The following is a 16550-nucleotide window of genomic DNA, read 5'->3' on the forward strand; positions in this document are numbered from 1 at the left end:
GTCATGGTCCCAACAACGCGGCCGACGGCCCGCATGTTCCCAGTAACCTCGAATCCATGGCGATCACCGCGCAGGACCTCATCGATGCGATCCTCGACCGCGGCACCTTCACCAGCTGGGACGGCCCGCTGCCGGATGTCGCGCCGGACGCGGAGTACGCCGCCGCGCTGCACCGCGCGCGGGAGCGTTCGCACCACGACGAGGCCGTCATCACCGGCGAGGGCCGGATCCGCGGCCAGCGGGTCGCGCTCATCGCGTGCGACTTCGCGTTCCTCGGCGGTTCCATCGGCGTCGCCGCGGCCGAGCGGATCGTCACCGCCGTCGAGCGCGCGACCGCGCTGCGCCTACCGCTGCTGGCGACGCCCACGTCGGGCGGCACGCGGATGCAGGAGGGCACCATCGCCTTCCTGCAGATGGTGAAGATCTCCGCGGCCGTCACGCTGCACAAGCAGTCGGGCCTCCCCTACCTCGTTTACCTGCGCGATCCCACGATGGGCGGGGTCTTCGCCTCGTGGGGGTCGCTGGGGCACGTGACCATCGCGGAGCCCGGCGCCCGCATCGGCTTCCTCGGTCCGCGTGTCTACGAGGCGCTACACGGCGAGCCCTTCCCGGACGGGGTGCAGACCGCCGAGCACCTCTTCGAGCGTGGCCTCATCGACGGCGTGGTGCCGATCCGCTTCGTCCGACTGCTCGCGCACCGCACGCTCCGAGTGCTCGCAGGCGCGCAGGACGCCGACCCGCTGGCCCCGCACCTCGGCGTCCGCGAGGAACTCGACGCCGCGGACGACGGCACCGCCGCCTGGGACTCGGTGCGAATCAGCCGTGAGCCTGGCCGTCCCGGCGTGCGCGCCTTCCTCCGGCACTCCGCCACGGACCGGCTGCCGCTCTCGGGCACCGGCGAGGGCGAGACCGACCACACGCTGCTGCTCTCACTCGCCCGGGTGCAGGGCTATCCGTGCGTCGTCGTCGGACAGGACACCACGCGCGCCGACGGTGCCGCTCCCCCGCTGCTCGGTCCGGCGGCGCTCCGCGCGGCCCGGCGCGGGATGCGGCTGGCCGCTGAGCTGAACCTGCCACTGGTCCTCGTCATCGACACCTGGGGCGCGGCACTCTCCCCCGAGGCCGAGGAGGGCGGACTCGCCAGCCAGGTGGCGCGCTGCCTTTCCGATCTGGTCACTCTCAAGGTCCCGACGGTGTCCGTCCTCCTCGGGCAGGGCACGGGCGGCGGCGCACTCGCGATGCTGCCCGCCGACCGGGTGCTGTGCGCGCAGCACGCGTGGCTCGCGCCGTTGCCGCCGGAGGGCGCGAGTGCGGTGGTGTACCGCGACGCCGACCACGCCGCGGAGATGGCCGACCGGCAGCGGATCCGCGCGGCCGACCTGCTGGCGGACGGCATCGTCGACCGGGTGATCCCGGAGCGGCCGAACGCGGCGGACGAGCCGACGGAGTTCTCCCGCCGAGTGGGCCTCGCGGTGAGCGACGCCCTCGCGGAGCTCTCGCTCATCCCCGATTCCATCCGGATCAGCCGGCGGCTGGACCGCTACCGCTTCCTGGGTGGCCGCTGATCAGTTCCCGACCGTCACGCCCCACTGCACGCGGGCGGGGTCGACGGTGGTCACCGTCACGACCACGTCGTGCCGATGACCACTCGCGGTCATCGCGCAGCTCTGCCGCGCCCCGACGGTGCCGGCGAGCGCCCCCGCACAGGTCACTGAGTCGACGGGGCGTTGCCGCGCGAGCACCTCACGGGTGCGCTGCTCGAGCTCGCCGACGGCCACTCGCCGGCCCGACTCGGGCACACCGGCGACGGTCGAGTCCCAGCGCACCCGGTCACCGTCGACGTCGGTGACGCGCAGCTGCACCGCGAACGTCTCGCCGCCGCGGGTGAGGACGCACGACTGCGCCGCTCCCACCTCGGCCGTGAGGCCGCCGTCGCAGCGCAGGTTGTCCGACGGCGCCGCCGCCACCTGCGCGAGGGTGCCGCTTTCGACCTGGTCCTGCGCGACCTCGGTGGGCGACAGCATGGTCCAGCACGCGGCGATCGCGACGCCGGCACCGCCGACGACGACCGCCACCGCCCGCAGTCCCATCGCGACTCGTTTCCGTTACTAAACTCCGTCTTCACGACGCGTGAATTGCGTTTATTGAATCACGGTACAATTGCGATCTCAACAGAAACGTGATCCGTGTCACGGCGAAGTGCGGCTCAGCCGGCGACGGTGAGGTAGATCAGCGCGACGTTGAGGGCGACGATCAGCGCGCCCGCGGCGGCGGACGCCCAGCGCAGGGGCGCCCGGTCGGCGAACTCTCCCATGAGTGCGCGGTCGGCGGTGTAACGGCGCAGCGGCAGTAGCGCGAACGGAATGCCGAAGCTCAGCACCACTTGCGAGATGATCAGCGCCTCCGTGGGGGGCACGCCCATCGCGAGCACACCGATCGCCGGGATCATCGTGATCAACCGGCGGACCACGACGGGAATCCGCTTATGCAGCAGGCCCGCCATGATCGTCCCACCGGCGTAGCTGCCGACCGACGTCGAGGCGAGGCCCGAGGCGAGCAGGCCGACGGCGAACAGTCCGGCGACGACCGGCCCGAGTGCGTCTCGGACGGCGGCGTGCGCACCCTCGATGGAGTCGGTGCCCTCGACGCCGTACAGGCTCGACGCGGCAAGCACGAGCAGTGCGATGTTCACAGCGCCGGCGATGATCAGGGCCAGCACCACGTCGACCCGGGTCACCCTGAGCAGCCGGCGCGCCCGCTCGACAGCGCCCTCGGCCGGGGGCGTCCCGTGCCGATCGACGACGAGCGCGGAGTGCAGGTAGATCGCGTGCGGCATGACGGTCGCACCGAGCATCGACGCGGCGAGCAGCACCGTCTCTGTGCCCTGGAGGCGAGGGACGAGCCCGCCGAGGAAGGCGGCACCGTCGGGCGGCGCGGCGATCAATCCCGCGACGAAGCCGACCACGATGATCGCGAGCATGCCGATGATCACCAGCTCGAACCGGTACTGGCGGCGGCCGTCGGCGAGGGTGAGCAGGAGTGTCGAGATCACACCGACGATGAGCCCACCCCACACCAGCGGCACCCCGAAGAGCAGGTTCAGCGCGAGCGCGCCGCCGATCACCTCGGCGATGTCGGTGGCCGCGGCGACCAACTCGGCCTGGCCCCAGAACGCGAGGCGCGACCGACGCGGCAGCCGCTCCCCCAGGACCTGCGGCAGCGAGCGGCCGGTGACGACGCCGAGTTTGGCGGATTGGTACTGGATCATCACGGCCATGACGTTCGCCAGCACCAGCACCCAGACCAGCAGGTAGCCGTACTTCGCGCCCGCGGTGACGTTCGCGGCGACGTTGCCCGGGTCGACGTAGGCGATCGCGGCGACGAAGGCGGGGCCGAGCAGCATCAGCGCGCGAAGAGGAGGCCGCTTCGTCGGCGCGACGGTATCGGTGAGCACGATAGTAGGTTAAGCGAATATAGAGTTTCGGGCAACCGAAACCTTCGGTACCGCGTGCCGGGGCCGGCCACGTCCTAGGCTTGCTCCCATGACTGCCCGCGACCACGGCGACCCCGGCGACGCCCCCACCATCGCCCCGCCCCTGGTGGACGTCGCCGAGCCGCGGCGCCCCTCCGCCGCCGAGGAGGCGCGCACGGTCGCCTCGGTCACCAACACGGCGACCCTGGGCAGTCTCTCCGCCGACGGTGGACCGTGGGCCTCCCTCATCACGTACGGGCTGCTCGGCGGCGACCCGGTCCTGTGCGTTTCGCACATGGCCGAGCATGGTCGCAACCTGGCGCGCGATCCCCGCGCGAGCGTCTCGATCGTGGCACCCGACGCCTCGTCGGATCCCCTGGCGAACGCGCGGATCACCCTGGCGGGCACCGTCCACCGCCCTGAGGCCGAGCAGCTCGCAGCGGCCCGGGAGGCGCATCTGGCCGCCGTGCCCGCGGCGAAGTACTACATCGACTACAGCGACTTCACCGTGTGGGTGCTCGAGGTGGAACGGGTGCGCTGGGTGGGTGGCTACGGGCGGATGGATTCGGCAACCCGCGCGGATTACGCCGCCGCGGAACCGGATCCGGTGACCCCGCACGCCGCGAGCGCCGTGCGCCACCTCAACGACGACCACGCCCCGGCCCTGCTCGACATGGCCCGGCAGCTGGGCGGCTACCCCGACGCCACCGCGGCACGCTGCGAGCGCGCCGATCGCTACGGCCTCGACATCCACGTGGACACCCCGCGCGGCTGGGCCGTCACCCGGGTCGGCTACCTCGCCCCGCTGGACGCGCCCGCCGAGCTGCGGAAGGCCACCGTCGCCCTGGCTCGGCTGGCCGCCGGAAAGTAGCCGGCGTCAGTTCGCCGGGGCCGGCGTGGTGGTGGTCGGGACCGGCTTCGCGACCGTCGGCTCGGGTACGACCGGCTTGGGCGCCACCGGCTTCGGCGCGACAGGCTTCGGGGCGACGGTCGTGGTCGGCACCGGCGCGAGTGTGGTGGTGACGATCTTCGGCGGCGTGATGACCGGAGCCTGCGTCGTCGGCGGCGGCGTGACCACCGGCGCCTGCGTGGTGACGGGCGGCCGCGTCGTGACGGGCGGCTGCGTCGTGACGGGCGGAGGTGCGACAGTCGTCTGCGGCGCGGGAGCCACCGTCGTCGGAGCCGGCGCGACGATGACCGCTGGCCCCGGGGCCGTCGTCTGCGGCGCAGGGGCGGCCGTGGTCGGGGCGGGGCCACCCGTCGGCGGGGCCACACCCGGGGCGACCGTCGGCGCGGCCGAGGTCGGCGCGCCGGGCGACGGCACCGTCGACGGCTGAACGGCTTCGGAAGTCGGCGCACCCGAGGGCACGGCGGCCCCCGGCGACGGCGCGGCGGTGGTGCCGCCCGGCGTGCCTGCGGTCGCACCGCCCGTTGCGGTCGTCGTGGTGGTGGCGGTCGTGGGGGTCGGGCTCGCGACGGCGACGGCGACGCTGGTCCCGATCGCGTCCTCGACGGCCGAGCGACTGCCAGCCTGCACGGTGGCGCCCTGAAGCGCGGCGGCCACCGGCACGGTGACCGCGGCGTCGGTGTTCACGTTGCCGGGGACGGCCTGGCCGGGGAGCGCGACGATGGGCGCGACCTTCGCCGAGGTCGGCAGGGGCGCGAGCACCACGCCGGGCGCGACGGGCGCGGTCACGGTGGTCGTGGTAGTGCTCGTCGTGGTGACGGTGTACACCGGCGCGACGATGCGGCCCTGGTCGCGCACGTCGACGACGCGGCCGGGCGTGACCGCCCAGACCGGGTAGAACGGGTCGGTGAAGCGCGGCGGGACCCGGCGGTACGGGTTGCTGACGATGTTGATCGTGATGGACACGGAGATGATCGGCTGCGGCCGCGGACGGGTCCAGCTGCGCGGGTAGACCCAGATCACGGGGACGTCGGCGCGGAAGCCCGGGTCGAACCAGGGACTCGGGTAGCCGGGACGGAGCCACGGGCGCGGCTGGTCCGGGGTCCACGGACGCACGCCCAGCTGGCGGCCGTACAACGTCCAGCAGGTCTGCGTCTGCTGTTCGATCCCGGCGATCCACGAGCCCCAGCGGCCCGTCTCGCAGATGGACCGGTACGCGTCGATCTGCGATTGCGTGTACTGCCAGGGACGCGTGTTCGCGGGCCGCGACATCGGCGCGGGTGGCGCGGGCTGCGGCGCCACGACGAGGCCCGGCACCGCCGGCGCCGGCGGGTAGTACACAGTCGTGTTGTTGCTGGTGGAGGTGATGGTGCCCTGCGGCAGGCCCGCGTTCACCGCGGCCTGCGCGGGAATCGGGTCGCCGACCATGATCACGTCCTTGGGCGGCACCACGACGCCGTCGGTCTGGAAGGCCCCCGGGTTCGACGTGTACTGATCGCCCGTGACCGGGCTGAACGCGACCGGAGAGTCCGCGTTCGAGGAGTCCTTGCCGCATCCCGCGACGAGCCCCGCCACCGAGAGCACCGCGACCGCCGCAGCTGAGACCCTCACCCTGTTCATCTGTCCTCCGCCCCCGCTCGCCGGCGCGAATCGCGGCGATATCCACCCATTCTTATCGGCCCGGCGACCCCCGCGCCATCGTCGGGACAGGATCGGGACCGATTCGAGACCGATAGCGATGACAGCATTGCTAGCATTGCTGTCATGGCGACGCTGACGATCCGCAACCTCCCCGATCACGTGAAGGACCGGCTGCGGGTCCGGGCGGCGCACAACGGCAGGTCGATGGAGGCGGAGGCACGCATGATCCTGGAGGATTCGTTGACGGAACCCGGCGCCGTCGACTTGAGCTGGGTGGAGGCGTTCATCGAGATCGGCCAGAAGTACGGCCCCATCGAGCTACCCATTCCGCCGCGCGAAGTGGAGCCCTTCAAGACTTTCGACGAACTGTGATCATCCTCGACACGAACGTGCTCACCGCTCTCATGCAGGGCGAGAACACCGAGCGGAGAGTCGAGCGATGGTTGAGCGGAGTCGCTGAGCAATCCACGGTCACGTCGATCACGCGTGCCGAGATCCTCTCCGGCATCGCACTCCTCCCCCGCGGGAACCGCCGGACCGCGCTCCGCGACGCCGCCGACCGGGCGTTCGCCTCGTTCCCCGAGGCCCTCCCCTTCGATCACAGCAGTGCCGCGGAGTACGCAGCGGTGCTCGAGATCCGCAGGGCTGCGGGCCGGCCGATCAGCGTGCAGGACGCGATGATCGCGGCGATCGCCCGGCAGACGGGGGCCGGCCTGGCCACGCGCAACACCAAGGACTTCGACGGCCTCGGCCTCCGCCTCGTCGACCCCTGGACCCCGGGCCCAACCGGGGCGTGAGAAACGCAAGGGCCCCGCACCGTCGGACGACGGTACGGGGCCCTCAGCAGGCTTCGACTACTTGACGCCCAGCAGATCGATCACGAACACGAGCGTCTTGCCCGACAGGCGGTGGCCGCCGCCGGCGGGGCCGTAGGCCAGGGCGGGCGGGCAGATCAGCTGGCGACGGCCGCCGACCTTCATGCCCGGAATGCCCTCCTGCCAACCGGCGATGAGGCTGCGCAGCGGGAAGTTGATGGACTCGCCGCGGCTCCATGAGGAGTCGAACTCCTCGCCGGACTCGAACTCGACACCCAAGTAGTGGACGTCGACGACGCTGCCGGGCTGGGCCTCGGCGCCGTCGCCCACGACGATGTCCTTGATGACGAGCTCGGTGGGCGCGGGGCCCTCGATGAACTCGATCTCGGGCTTGGTCATAGAGACTCCTTTGATCAGGCGGTGCAGGTTGTCGCGCCGGATGGGCGGCATCTACGCGCCGGGGTAGTCACGGGCGGTCGAGCCCGTGTAGATCTGCTGAGGACGGCCGATCTTGGTGGTCGGGTCCTCGTGCATCTCACGCCAGTGGGCGATCCAGCCGGGAAGCCGGCCGAGCGCGAACAGCACCGTGAACATGCGCGTCGGGAAGCCCATCGCGCGGTAGATCAGGCCGGTGTAGAAGTCCACGTTCGGGTAGAGCTTGCGCTCGATGAAGTAGTCGTCGTGGAGAGCGACGTCCTCCAGGCCCTTGGCGATGTCGAGCAGCTCGTCGGATACGCCGAGCAGCTCGAAGATGCGGTCCGCGGTCTGCTTCACGATCGCCGCACGCGGGTCGTAGTTCTTGTAGACGCGGTGCCCGAAGCCCATGAGCTTCACGCCGTCTTCCTTGTTCTTGACCTTGTTCATGAAGGCCGTGGTGTCGCCACCGGAGGCCTTGATGTCGTCGAGCATCTCGAGGACGGCCTGGTTCGCGCCGCCGTGCAGCGGGCCCCACAGGGCGTTGATGCCGCCCGAGATCGACGTGAACAGGTTGGCGTTCGACGAGCCGACCAGGCGCACGGTCGACGTGGAGCAGTTCTGCTCGTGGTCGGCGTGCAGGATGAGCAGCATGTCGAGGGCCTTGACGAGCTCCGGGTCGACCTCGTAGGGCTCGGCGGGGAAACCGAAGGTCATGCGCAGGAAGTTCTCCACCAGCGACAGCGAATTGTCCGGGTAGAGGAAGGGCTGGCCGACCGACTTCTTGTAGGCGTACGCACAGATCGTCGGGAACTTGGCGAGCAAGCGGATGGTCGAGAGCTCGACCTGCGCCGGATCGTTGTGGTCCAGCGAGTCCGGGTAGTAGGCCGAGAGGGCGTTGACCGCCGAGGAGACGACGGGCATCGGGTGCGCATTGCGGGGGAAGCCGTTGAAGAACAGCTTGAGGTCCTCGTGCAGCAGGGTGTGCCGCTGGATCTTCGCGGTGAACTCGGCGAGCTGCTCCGGAGTCGGCAGTTCACCGTGGATCAGCAGGTAGCTGACCTCGATGAACGTCGACTTCTCCGCGAGCTGCTCGATCGGGTAGCCGCGGTAGCGCAGGATGCCCTGGTTGCCGTCGATGTAGGTGATCGCGGACTTGCACGAGGCCGTGTTGACGAAGCCGTTGTCGAAGGTGCTGTAGCCCGACTGCGCGAGGAACTTGCCGAGAGCGATGCCGTCTGCACCCTCGGTCGCCTTGACGATCGGCAGCTCGATCTGGCCGCCGGGATAGGCGACCGTAGCGTTCGCGGTGTTGTCATCAGTGGACAATGTTCGTATCCCCTCGCTGTGGTCGGCGGATAAAAGCTACCTGGCTAGAACCTAGCGGTATCGCGGTTCCGCGAGGAAATCGGGCCGTCACCGAATGCCCCATTCGGTGCCCCATCGGGCGCCGGGAGCCAGCCGGATCACATCGGTTCCCGTGTGGAGGGCGTTGCCCGGGGCCGACATCGGCTCCACCGCGAGGGCCCGGCCCCGGCCGGGGTATCCCTTGCCGCCCACCGGGTCGGCGATGAACACCTGGGCCCACGGCAATGACGGTGCCGTCCACAGCGTCGCCTCCCCCGACGGTCCGCACAACACGGTGGTCCGCGCCACGTCGGTGAAGGGAATGTCGATCTGCACACCATCGAGGGCGCGCGGGGCGCGGTAGTCGTAGTCCGTCCCGTCGACGGTGCGCGGCGGACCGTCGGGCAGCAGGCGCCCGTCGAGGGGCTGCCAGCGCCCCGCACCGAGCTCGAGGGTGCAGGCGTCGACGGGGTCGTCCCCGACGCGCAGGTAGGTGTGGAAGCCGACGGCGAGCGGCAGGTCTGCCTCGCCGTCGTTGCGAGCCTCGAAGGCGCAGGTCAGGCCGCTCTCTGCGACGCTGTAGCGGATCCGCAGATGCAGGTCGAAGGGCCAGCCGGGGTGGCGGCCGACGTCGAGGACGAGCGTCACCGCGTCGCCGGCGATCTCCACGTCGTCCCAGTCGACGCGGCGCACGAGGCCGTGGTCGGCGGTACCGGTGACGTCACTGGTGATCGCAAGGCGGAAGACCTCGCCGTCCCAGGTGTAGATGCCGTCCTCGGTGCGGCCGGGCCAGGGCGCGAGCACGAGCCCCGCGGACAGCGGCGGCTTCTCGCCGAGCGGCCACTCCTCGGTGAGGGCCACGCCGTCGCGGCGGAGGCCGCGCAGGCCCGCGCCGGTCCGCGCGATCTCAGCGACATAGCCTCCGGCGGCGATCGTGAACCCGGGTTGCACCGACATGGGCGCAATAGTACGGGCGGGGACGGGTGCGGCGAGCGGCGTCCGACCGTCGACCGCCGGTTGCAACCCACTGCAACGCCGAAGGGGCCTCAGCGGGCGAGCGTCCCGGCGATCACGGTCGCGACGGCGGACTGCAGCGCTGGCACGAGCTCGACGCGGAAGATCGCGAGGGCCGGGTCCACCTGGTAGGCCGACTCGCACAGCCGCGACTGCTCTGCCTGCGCATAGACCGCGCCGGACAGGGTGAGCACCAGGGAGCCCACTGCGGGAGCGTCGTCCCCCAGTTCGGGGATCGCGCGGGTGAGGACGGCGGCCAGGGTGTCCAGCCCGGAGAGAGCGGCGCGCTTGAAACGCACGATCGCGTCGGTGGAGACATTGCGCTCGAGCACGGAGGCCTGCGCGGAGACGAGGTCGAGCAGGTCGGGGTGCGCGGCCGCGACGCGGGCGTAGACGGCCGCGAACGCCTCGATCCGCTCAGTGAGGGGTGCGTCGCCGCGCGCTTCGGCGATCCAGGCCTCGTCGAGCTCGGCGATGCAGGCGGTCGCCGAACGCATGAGCACCTCGAGCAGGACCTCCTCGCGGGACTCGAAGTAGCGCAGCACGTTCGATTTGGCGAGGCCGACGCGGCGGCTGAGCTCGCTCAGCGTGAGGGCCGCGACCGGCATCTCGCAGAGCATGCCCGCCGCCGCGGCCATGATCGTCTCGCGCCGCTCCTGCCGCTGCTCCGCGCTGCGCGCCCGTTGGAATCCCACGGACCGATTTTACAGACCGGCGGTCTATTGACACCAGAACGGTGTTCTTTTACCGTGGAGACATTCAACAGACCGGCGGTCTCTTAACCGCCGATGACCACCGAGGAGTAGCCATGAGCTGGACCGAGAAGGACGTACCCACCCAGGCCGGACGCGTCGCCGTCGTCACCGGCGCGAACACCGGGCTCGGCTTCGAGACCGCCCGGGCGCTCGCCCAGAAGGGGGCCGAGGTCGTCCTCGCCGTCCGCAATACCGACAAGGGCGCTGATGCCGCCCGGCGGATCACCGCCGCCGCCCCGGGCGCGACCGTCCGCGTCCAGCGCCTCGACCTCGGTTCGCTCGCCTCGGTGCGCGAGGCCGCCGCGGAGCTGCGCGAGAGCACCCCGAAGGTCGACCTGCTGATCAACAACGCGGGCGTCATGTACCCGCCGAAGCAGACCACCACCGACGGCTTCGAGCTGCAGTTCGGCACCAACCACCTGGGCCACTTCGCGTGGTCCGCGCAGGTGCTCGACCTGCTGCTGGACGTGCCCGGTTCGCGCGTGGTGACCGTCGCCAGCATCGCGCACCGGATCCGCGCGGCCATCCACTTCGACGACCTGCAGTGGGAGCGCTCCTACGACCGGGTCGCCGCCTACGGGCAGTCGAAGCTGTCGAATCTGCTGTTCCACTACGAGCTGCAGCGCCGCCTCGAGGCCCGCGGTGCCGAGCGCGGTACCGTCGCGCTGGCCGCCCACCCCGGCATCGCGGATACCGAGCTGGTCCGCAACCTCCCGGCGGTCCTGCAGAAGGCCCAGGTCGTGGCGCCCCTGTTCTCGCACGACGCGCAGCACGGCGCGCTCCCCCAGCTCCGGGCCGCCACCGATCCCGGCGCACTCGGCGGCCAGTACTACGGCCCCGACGGCCTCGGCGAGCGTCGCGGCGCCCCGAAGGTCGTGGCGTCGAGTGAGCAGTCCTACGACCTGGACCTGCAGCGTCGCCTGTGGGCCGTGTCGGAGGAGCTCACCGGCGTCGCCTTCCCGGTGTAGTCACACAATTCCCCTTCCTGCGGGCCGGCGCGATGTTCCGATCAGCCGACGATCTTCTGCAGCCAGGCGGAATCGGCGAGGGAGACCTGCGCACCGTCGTGCAGCACCGTCGGGGTGCCGGTGCCGCGCGCTGCGGTGAGCAGCTTCAGGTTCGCGGCCCCCACGGCCTTGCCGTCGATGCCGGTAGCGCCGTCGCGGATCTTCGTCACCGCGGTGTCGACGGTGCCGGACGCGCCGGCAATGGTCGCGATCTCGGCGTTCGTGAGGTCGCTCGAGCCGCCCTCCTGGGGCTGCGAGAGGAACATCGACGTGAGGAAGCCGAGGGTCGCGTCGGTCCCGCCGGACCGACCGACCTGGAGGAACGCCGCCAGCGCCCGCGAGGAGTAGTCCCCGCTCGCGGACTGCCGGTCGAGGAAGCTCACGGGCCGGTACTCGACGGTCAGCCGCCCGCCCCGGACGGCGGCGGTGATGTCCGTGCCGTACGTCGTCTCGAAGTTCTTGCAGGCGGGGCACAGGAAGTCCAGGTAGATGGTGATCGTCGGTCCGCCGGTGCCGATGCGGACCGCGCCCTCGTCCGAGCCGGTCGTCGCGCCCGCCCCGCCCGACGGCGCCGCCACCGCCGTGCCCGCGACGGTGCGCGCGCACCCGGACAGGGCGAGCAGAGCGACGAGCACGGCCACGACGACGGAGATCCCCCGGTGCATCCTCATGCGGCGAGGATACGGCCGGTCCCGCGTGACACGGATCAGCGCGTGACCCGATACCGGACGAAGGCGGGCACGGCGAACGCGGCGAGCACGGTGAAGACGATGACGAGCACGCCTCCGCCGGCCGCGGCCATCGCCGCACCGGCGGAGGCGGCGGCCGCTCCGTGCAGCGCATCACCGATGCGCGGCCCACCGGCCACGACCACGGTGAAGACACCCTGCAGCCGCCCGCGGACGTCGTCGGTCGCGGCCTCCTGCAGCATCGTGGTGCGGAAGGCCGCGGAGAACATGTCGGCCGCGCCTCCGAGCGCGAGCAGGACGAGCGCCGCCCACAGCCAGCCGAAGTGCGCCGCGACGCCGAACCCTCCGATCGCCAGGCCCCACAGCACGATCATCACGATGACGGCGAGCCCCTGCCGGGCGACGCGCGACGTCCATCCCGACAGCACGCCGCCGAGCACCGCGCCCACCGACATCGCGGCGAACAGCGCGCCGAAGACCCAGCCACCCTCGATAGGGTCGCCGAAGTTCTCGTGCGCGATCTGCGGGAACAGGGCACGCGGCATGCCGAAGACCATCGCGATGATGTCCACGACGAAGCTCATGAGCAGCACCTTGTGACCCGCGAGGTACCGGAAACCGTCGATCACGGAGCTCAGCCCCAGCGACTGCCCCTTGTCCTCCGCCTTGATCGACGGCAGCTTCCACACTGCCCAGAGCGTGACCATCAGCGAGGCCGCGTCGAGGGCGTACAGCCAGTGCACCCCGATGATCGGGATGAGCGGCGCGCCCAGCATCGGGCCGGCGATGGCGCCGAACTGCATCACGGTCATGTTGAGCGAATTGGCCGCGGGCAGCTGCTCCGGCGGCACGAGGCGCGCGTAGATCGCGGACCGGGTCGGCTGATTCACGCCGAAGAAGGCCTGCTGCAGCGCGAACGCGCCGAGGATCAGCCAGACGTTGTCGGGCAGCAACGCGAGCATCAGGGCGGTGCCCGCGAGTCCGAGCGTGGTGCCGATGATCACCAGCCGGCGGTCGAGCGCGTCAGCGATCGCGCCGCCCCACAGCCCGAAGATCACCAGCGGGACCAGGCCGAAGACGCCGGTCAGGCCGACGTACGCCGATGAGCCGGTGATCGCGTAGATCTGCGCCGGCACCGCGACCGCGGTGAGCTGCGCGCCGATGACGGTGACGATCCCGGTCCACCACAGTCGCCGGTAGTCGGGGTTCTGCAACGGCCGTGTATCGGCCAGGAGTCTCGGCACCTGAAAGATCCTACGACTTCCTCACGATCTCCCTCGCATCGGCGGACCCGCTACCGTGGCGCCGATGAGGCTCGCGCGCGCACGCATCGCCGGCGACGCCCTCGTGGACGTCGACGTCGCCGGGGGCCGCATCGCCGCGCTCTCCCCCACCGGCACCACCCGACCCGCGGGCGACGTGCTCGACCTCGCCGGCCGCCGCCTGATCCCGGGCCTGTGGGACGAGCACGTCCACGTGCGCACGTGGGCCGTCTCCACGCGGCGCATCGACGTCCGGTCCGCGGCCGGACCGGAGGAGGTCGCCGCGCTGGTCCGCGCCGCGCTCCCCACGGCGGAGCCGGGGCTGCCCGTCGTCGCCGCCGGCATGCGCGACGGGCTGTGGGGCGGCGCACCGTCGCGCCGGCTGCTCGACGAGATCGCGCCCGACGCGCCCGTCATGGTGATCTCCTCCGACCTGCACAGCTCCTGGTCGAACGCGGCGCTCGGCCGGCTCCTCGGCATCGAGCTCGACGAGACCGGGATGCTCCGCGAGGCGGCGAGCTTCGCGGCGGCGACCCGCGTCGAATCGCTGGTCGCGGACCGCGCCGACGCCTGGGTGCTCGAGGCCCTCGGCGGCCTGGGCCGGCGGGGCGTCGTCGGCCTCGTCGACCTGGATTTCGACGATGCCGTGGGCGCCTGGGAGCGACGGCCCACCCCGCCGGTGCGGATCGACGCGGGCGTGTACCCGCAGCACCTTGAGGCCGCCGAGGCCCGCGGAGCCGGCACCGGCGCCCCGATCAACGGGCTCGCCCGCGTGGGCCCGCTCAAGGTCATCACCGACGGTTCCCTCGGCACGCGCACCGCGTACTGCCACGCGCCCTACCCCGGCACGACCGACCGCGGCGTGCTGGAGGTCGCGCCCGAGCGCCTCGTCGGGCTGCTGCGCCGCGGCGCAGCGCTGGGCCTGACCCCCGCGATCCACGCCATCGGCGACGCCGCGAACGCGCTCGCGCTGGACGCCTTCGCCGAGGCCGGGGTGCGCGGGCGTATCGAGCATGCGCAGCTGCTCAGCGAGGCGGACCTCGCCCGGATGGCGGCGCTCGGGATCAGGGCGTCGATCCAGCCGGAGCACATGCTCGACGACCGCGGCCTGGTCGCGCGGTTCTGGGGCGACCGCGCGGGCGATGCCTTCCGCGTCGGGTCGCTCGTGGCCGCGGGCGTCGATGTGGTCTTCGGTTCGGACGCGCCGGTCACGCCGCTGGACCCGTGGTTCGCGATCTCCGCGGCTGTCACCCGCAGCCGCGACGGAGACCCGCCGTGGCAGCCGTGGGAGGCCGTCGACGTGGAGACCGCGCTGCGTCTGTCCGCCCGGTCCCGGATCGCGGTCGGCGAGCCCGCCGACCTGGTGGCCCTCGGCGCCGACCCGACGCCGGAACGCCTGCGCACCATGCCCGTCGACCTCACGCTGGTGGCCGGCGGGATCACCCACACAGAGCTCTAGGGCTGCAGGCGGAACGGCGCGTACTCGGGCGCGACGAGGCGCACCCGGTTGTGCACCCGGTTCTCCCGGCCCTGCCAGAACTCGACGACCTGCGGCGCGATCCGGTAGCCGCCCCACTCCGGCGGCACCGGGACGTCCCGCCCCTCGAACCGGGCCTCCACCTCGGCGAAGCGCTCCGCCATCGCGGCGCGGGAGGCCACCGGCCGGGACTGGTCCGACGCCCACGCGCCGAGCTGCGAGCCCCGCGGTCGCTCGGCCCAGTAGGCGGCGGTCTCTTCCGGGAGCACCTTGGTGACGGCGCCGCGCACGTGCACCTGCCGGTGGATCGCGATCCACGGGAAGGTCACGGCGGCAACGGGGTTCGCCTCGACGGCGCGCGCCTTGTCGGAGCCGTAGTTGGTGTAGAAGACCACGCCGCGCTCGTCGAGGCCCTTGCACAGCACGGTGCGGGTGGCCGGGAGCCCGGTCTCGTCGACGGTGGCGAGCACCATCGCGTTGGGCTCGGGCGCGCCCGCGGCGACGGCCTCGTCGAACCAGGACTGCCACAGCGGCACCCACCCGGACGCCAGGTCCTCGGGCTGCAGGTCGAAGGAGTCGCCGTCGTACTTCTCGCGCATCGCCGTCAGGTCCACGAAGCCGAGACTACTCATTAGGCTGCACACCATGACTGAGATTCCGGGTGGGCTCGAAGGCGTGGTCGCGTTCTCCACGGAGATCGCGGAGCCGGACAAGCAGGGCGGGGTGCTGCGGTACCGCGGCGTCGACGTGGCGGACCTGGTGCGCGACCGGGTCACCTACGGCCAGGTGTGGGGCCTGCTGGTGGACGGCGAGTTCGGCAACCCGCTGCCCGCGGCAGAGCCCTTCCCGCTGCCCATCCACAGCGGCGACGTCCGCGTCGACGCGCAGGCCGGCCTCGCGATGCTGGGCCCACTGTGGGGCTTCGAGCCGCTGCTCGACATCGACGACGCCACCGCCCGCGAGAACCTGGCTCGGGCCTCGGTGATGACGCTGAGCTTCGTCGCCCAGTCGGCCCGCGGCCTGGAGCGCCCGGCGGTGCCGCAGCGGATCATCGACCAGTCGCCGACGATCACGCACCGGTTCATGACCCGCTGGCACGGCGAGCCCGACCCCGATCACGTGCGCGCGATCGACGCCTACTGGGTGGCGGCCGCGGAGCACGGCCTCAACACGTCGACGCTGACGGCGCGCGTCATCGCGTCGACGGGGGCCGACGTCTCGACCGCCCTCTCGGGTGCGGTCGGCGCACTGTCGGGGCCGCTGCACGGCGGCGCACCGTCGCGCGTGCTGCCGATGCTCGACGAGGTGGTCCGCACCGACGACCCCCGCGGCGTGGTCACCACGCGGCTGGACCGGGGCGAGAAGATCATGGGCTTCGGCCACCGCATCTACCGCGCCGAAGACCCCCGCGCCGGGGTCCTGCGGTCGGTCGCGCGCGATCTGCAGGCGCCCCGCTACGAGGCCGCCGCGGCGCTGGAGCGGGAGGCGAACGCCCTGTTCGCCGAGCGCCGGCCCGACCGCGCGATCTCGACGAACGTCGAGTTCTGGGCGGCCGTCATCCTCGACTACGCGGGCGTTCCGCCGCGGATGATGCCCGCCATGTTCACCTGCGCGCGGACCGCCGGCTGGTGCGCGCACATCCTCGAGCAGAAGCGCGCGAACAAGCTGATCCGACCGTCCGCCCAGTACACCGGGCACGGCCCGCGGCAGCCCGAAGACGTGCCCGGGTGGGACACCATTAGGATTTAGG

The 16550-nt window shown here is 71.8% G+C and carries 17 protein-coding genes; 7 read left to right on the top strand and 10 right to left on the bottom strand.

What is annotated here, in order from left to right; genetic code table 11:
* Positions 1 to 56: 56 nt before the first annotated feature.
* Positions 57 to 1565, top strand: a complete 1509-nt coding sequence (locus HNP44_RS13410; RefSeq protein WP_259140931.1) for an acetyl-CoA carboxylase carboxyltransferase subunit alpha/beta — start codon at positions 57 to 59, stop codon at positions 1563 to 1565.
* Here the strand turns inward: HNP44_RS13410 and HNP44_RS13415 are convergent, their stop codons facing one another.
* Together HNP44_RS13415 and HNP44_RS13420 are read right to left on the bottom strand one after the other, a co-directional pair.
* On the bottom strand, positions 1566 to 2090 hold the full coding sequence (locus HNP44_RS13415) for a DUF4333 domain-containing protein (protein WP_259140932.1): 525 nt from the start codon (positions 2088 to 2090) through the stop codon (positions 1566 to 1568).
* A gap of 116 nt (positions 2091 to 2206) precedes the next feature.
* Positions 2207 to 3403, bottom strand: a complete 1197-nt coding sequence (locus HNP44_RS13420; protein ID WP_259141181.1) for an Nramp family divalent metal transporter — start codon at positions 3401 to 3403, stop codon at positions 2207 to 2209.
* Positions 3404 to 3542: 139 nt separating this feature from the next.
* Between HNP44_RS13420 and HNP44_RS13425 the strand changes: the two genes are divergently transcribed.
* On the top strand, positions 3543 to 4343 hold the full coding sequence (locus HNP44_RS13425) for a HugZ family pyridoxamine 5'-phosphate oxidase (protein ID WP_259140933.1): 801 nt from the start codon (positions 3543 to 3545) through the stop codon (positions 4341 to 4343).
* Positions 4344 to 4349: 6 nt separating this feature from the next.
* Here the strand turns inward: HNP44_RS13425 and HNP44_RS13430 are convergent, their stop codons facing one another.
* Positions 4350 to 5990 carry a hypothetical protein gene (locus HNP44_RS13430; RefSeq protein ID WP_259140934.1) on the bottom strand — a complete coding sequence of 547 codons (1641 nt, stop codon included), beginning with the start codon at positions 5988 to 5990 and terminating at the stop codon, positions 4350 to 4352.
* 153 nt (positions 5991 to 6143) lie between these two features.
* Here HNP44_RS13430 and HNP44_RS13435 point away from each other — a divergent pair, with 153 nt between their 5' ends.
* Together HNP44_RS13435 and HNP44_RS13440 are read left to right on the top strand one after the other, a co-directional pair.
* Complete coding sequence (locus HNP44_RS13435) at positions 6144 to 6392, top strand: FitA-like ribbon-helix-helix domain-containing protein (protein ID WP_259140935.1); 249 nt, start codon at positions 6144 to 6146, stop codon at positions 6390 to 6392.
* Positions 6389 to 6817: a type II toxin-antitoxin system VapC family toxin gene (locus HNP44_RS13440; RefSeq protein ID WP_259140936.1), complete on the top strand. Its 429-nt coding sequence runs from the start codon at positions 6389 to 6391 to the stop codon at positions 6815 to 6817. Before HNP44_RS13435 ends, HNP44_RS13440 begins: the two co-directional genes overlap by 4 nt.
* Before the next feature lie 57 nt (positions 6818 to 6874).
* Here the strand turns inward: HNP44_RS13440 and HNP44_RS13445 are convergent, their stop codons facing one another.
* The 4 genes from HNP44_RS13445 to HNP44_RS13460 form a co-directional block, all read right to left on the bottom strand.
* A complete protein-coding gene (locus HNP44_RS13445; protein WP_068574637.1) occupies positions 6875 to 7234 on the bottom strand; it encodes an FKBP-type peptidyl-prolyl cis-trans isomerase in 360 nt (119 codons plus the stop codon).
* A gap of 51 nt (positions 7235 to 7285) precedes the next feature.
* Positions 7286 to 8578, bottom strand: a complete 1293-nt coding sequence (locus HNP44_RS13450; RefSeq protein WP_259140939.1) for a citrate synthase — start codon at positions 8576 to 8578, stop codon at positions 7286 to 7288.
* A gap of 87 nt (positions 8579 to 8665) precedes the next feature.
* Positions 8666 to 9553, bottom strand: coding sequence for an aldose 1-epimerase family protein (locus HNP44_RS13455; RefSeq protein ID WP_259140940.1), 888 nt, complete (start codon positions 9551 to 9553; stop codon positions 8666 to 8668).
* Positions 9554 to 9642: 89 nt separating this feature from the next.
* Complete coding sequence (locus tag HNP44_RS13460) at positions 9643 to 10305, bottom strand: TetR family transcriptional regulator (protein WP_259140941.1); 663 nt, start codon at positions 10303 to 10305, stop codon at positions 9643 to 9645.
* Between the two features lie 113 nt (positions 10306 to 10418).
* On the opposite strand from HNP44_RS13460, the gene HNP44_RS13465 reads away from it, so the two are divergent.
* The gene (locus HNP44_RS13465; protein WP_259140942.1) at positions 10419 to 11333 is read left to right on the top strand and encodes an SDR family NAD(P)-dependent oxidoreductase; all 915 of its coding nucleotides are present in this window, start codon (positions 10419 to 10421) and stop codon (positions 11331 to 11333) included.
* Between the two features lie 41 nt (positions 11334 to 11374).
* Here HNP44_RS13465 and HNP44_RS13470 read toward each other — a convergent pair whose 3' ends face one another.
* Together HNP44_RS13470 and HNP44_RS13475 are read right to left on the bottom strand one after the other, a co-directional pair.
* Positions 11375 to 12043, bottom strand: a complete 669-nt coding sequence (locus HNP44_RS13470; protein WP_259140943.1) for a DsbA family protein — start codon at positions 12041 to 12043, stop codon at positions 11375 to 11377.
* 35 nt (positions 12044 to 12078) lie between these two features.
* Positions 12079 to 13305: an MFS transporter gene (locus HNP44_RS13475; RefSeq protein ID WP_259140944.1), complete on the bottom strand. Its 1227-nt coding sequence runs from the start codon at positions 13303 to 13305 to the stop codon at positions 12079 to 12081.
* Between the two features lie 64 nt (positions 13306 to 13369).
* Between HNP44_RS13475 and HNP44_RS13480 the strand changes: the two genes are divergently transcribed.
* Positions 13370 to 14782, top strand: a complete 1413-nt coding sequence (locus HNP44_RS13480; protein WP_259140945.1) for an amidohydrolase — start codon at positions 13370 to 13372, stop codon at positions 14780 to 14782.
* Here HNP44_RS13480 and pdxH read toward each other — a convergent pair.
* Complete coding sequence (gene pdxH / locus HNP44_RS13485; RefSeq protein ID WP_259141182.1) at positions 14779 to 15399, bottom strand: pyridoxamine 5'-phosphate oxidase; 621 nt, start codon at positions 15397 to 15399, stop codon at positions 14779 to 14781. The two genes, HNP44_RS13480 and pdxH, sit on opposite strands and share 4 nt — an antisense overlap.
* 46 nt (positions 15400 to 15445) lie before the next feature.
* Between pdxH and HNP44_RS13490 the strand changes: the two genes are divergently transcribed.
* Entirely contained in the window at positions 15446 to 16549 is a 1104-nt protein-coding gene (locus tag HNP44_RS13490; RefSeq protein ID WP_259140946.1) for a citrate synthase 2, read from the top strand.
* Position 16550 lies beyond the last annotated feature (1 nt).

This window comes from Tsukamurella ocularis (assembly GCF_024807615.1).
GTDB lineage: Bacteria > Actinomycetota > Actinomycetes > Mycobacteriales > Mycobacteriaceae > Tsukamurella > Tsukamurella ocularis.

What these genes read in the sequence shown, in the direction of transcription:
- HNP44_RS13490 (WP_259140946.1), top strand. Translation starts at nt 15,446, where the DNA reads ATGACTGAGATTCCGGGTGGGCTCGAAGGCGTGGTCGCGTTCTCCACG.
- HNP44_RS13425 (WP_259140933.1), top strand. Translation starts at nt 3,543, where the DNA reads ATGACTGCCCGCGACCACGGCGACCCCGGCGACGCCCCCACCATCGCC.
- HNP44_RS13480 (WP_259140945.1), top strand. Translation starts at nt 13,370, where the DNA reads ATGAGGCTCGCGCGCGCACGCATCGCCGGCGACGCCCTCGTGGACGTC.
- HNP44_RS13415 (WP_259140932.1), bottom strand. Translation starts at nt 2,090, where the DNA reads ATGGGACTGCGGGCGGTGGCGGTCGTCGTCGGCGGTGCCGGCGTCGCG.
- HNP44_RS13435 (WP_259140935.1), top strand. Translation starts at nt 6,144, where the DNA reads ATGGCGACGCTGACGATCCGCAACCTCCCCGATCACGTGAAGGACCGG.
- pdxH (WP_259141182.1), bottom strand. Translation starts at nt 15,399, where the DNA reads ATGCGCGAGAAGTACGACGGCGACTCCTTCGACCTGCAGCCCGAGGAC.
- HNP44_RS13420 (WP_259141181.1), bottom strand. Translation starts at nt 3,403, where the DNA reads ATGCTGCTCGGCCCCGCCTTCGTCGCCGCGATCGCCTACGTCGACCCG.
- HNP44_RS13455 (WP_259140940.1), bottom strand. Translation starts at nt 9,553, where the DNA reads ATGTCGGTGCAACCCGGGTTCACGATCGCCGCCGGAGGCTATGTCGCT.
- HNP44_RS13465 (WP_259140942.1), top strand. Translation starts at nt 10,419, where the DNA reads ATGAGCTGGACCGAGAAGGACGTACCCACCCAGGCCGGACGCGTCGCC.
- HNP44_RS13410 (WP_259140931.1), top strand. Translation starts at nt 57, where the DNA reads ATGGCGATCACCGCGCAGGACCTCATCGATGCGATCCTCGACCGCGGC.
- HNP44_RS13445 (WP_068574637.1), bottom strand. Translation starts at nt 7,234, where the DNA reads ATGACCAAGCCCGAGATCGAGTTCATCGAGGGCCCCGCGCCCACCGAG.
- HNP44_RS13470 (WP_259140943.1), bottom strand. Translation starts at nt 12,043, where the DNA reads ATGAGGATGCACCGGGGGATCTCCGTCGTCGTGGCCGTGCTCGTCGCT.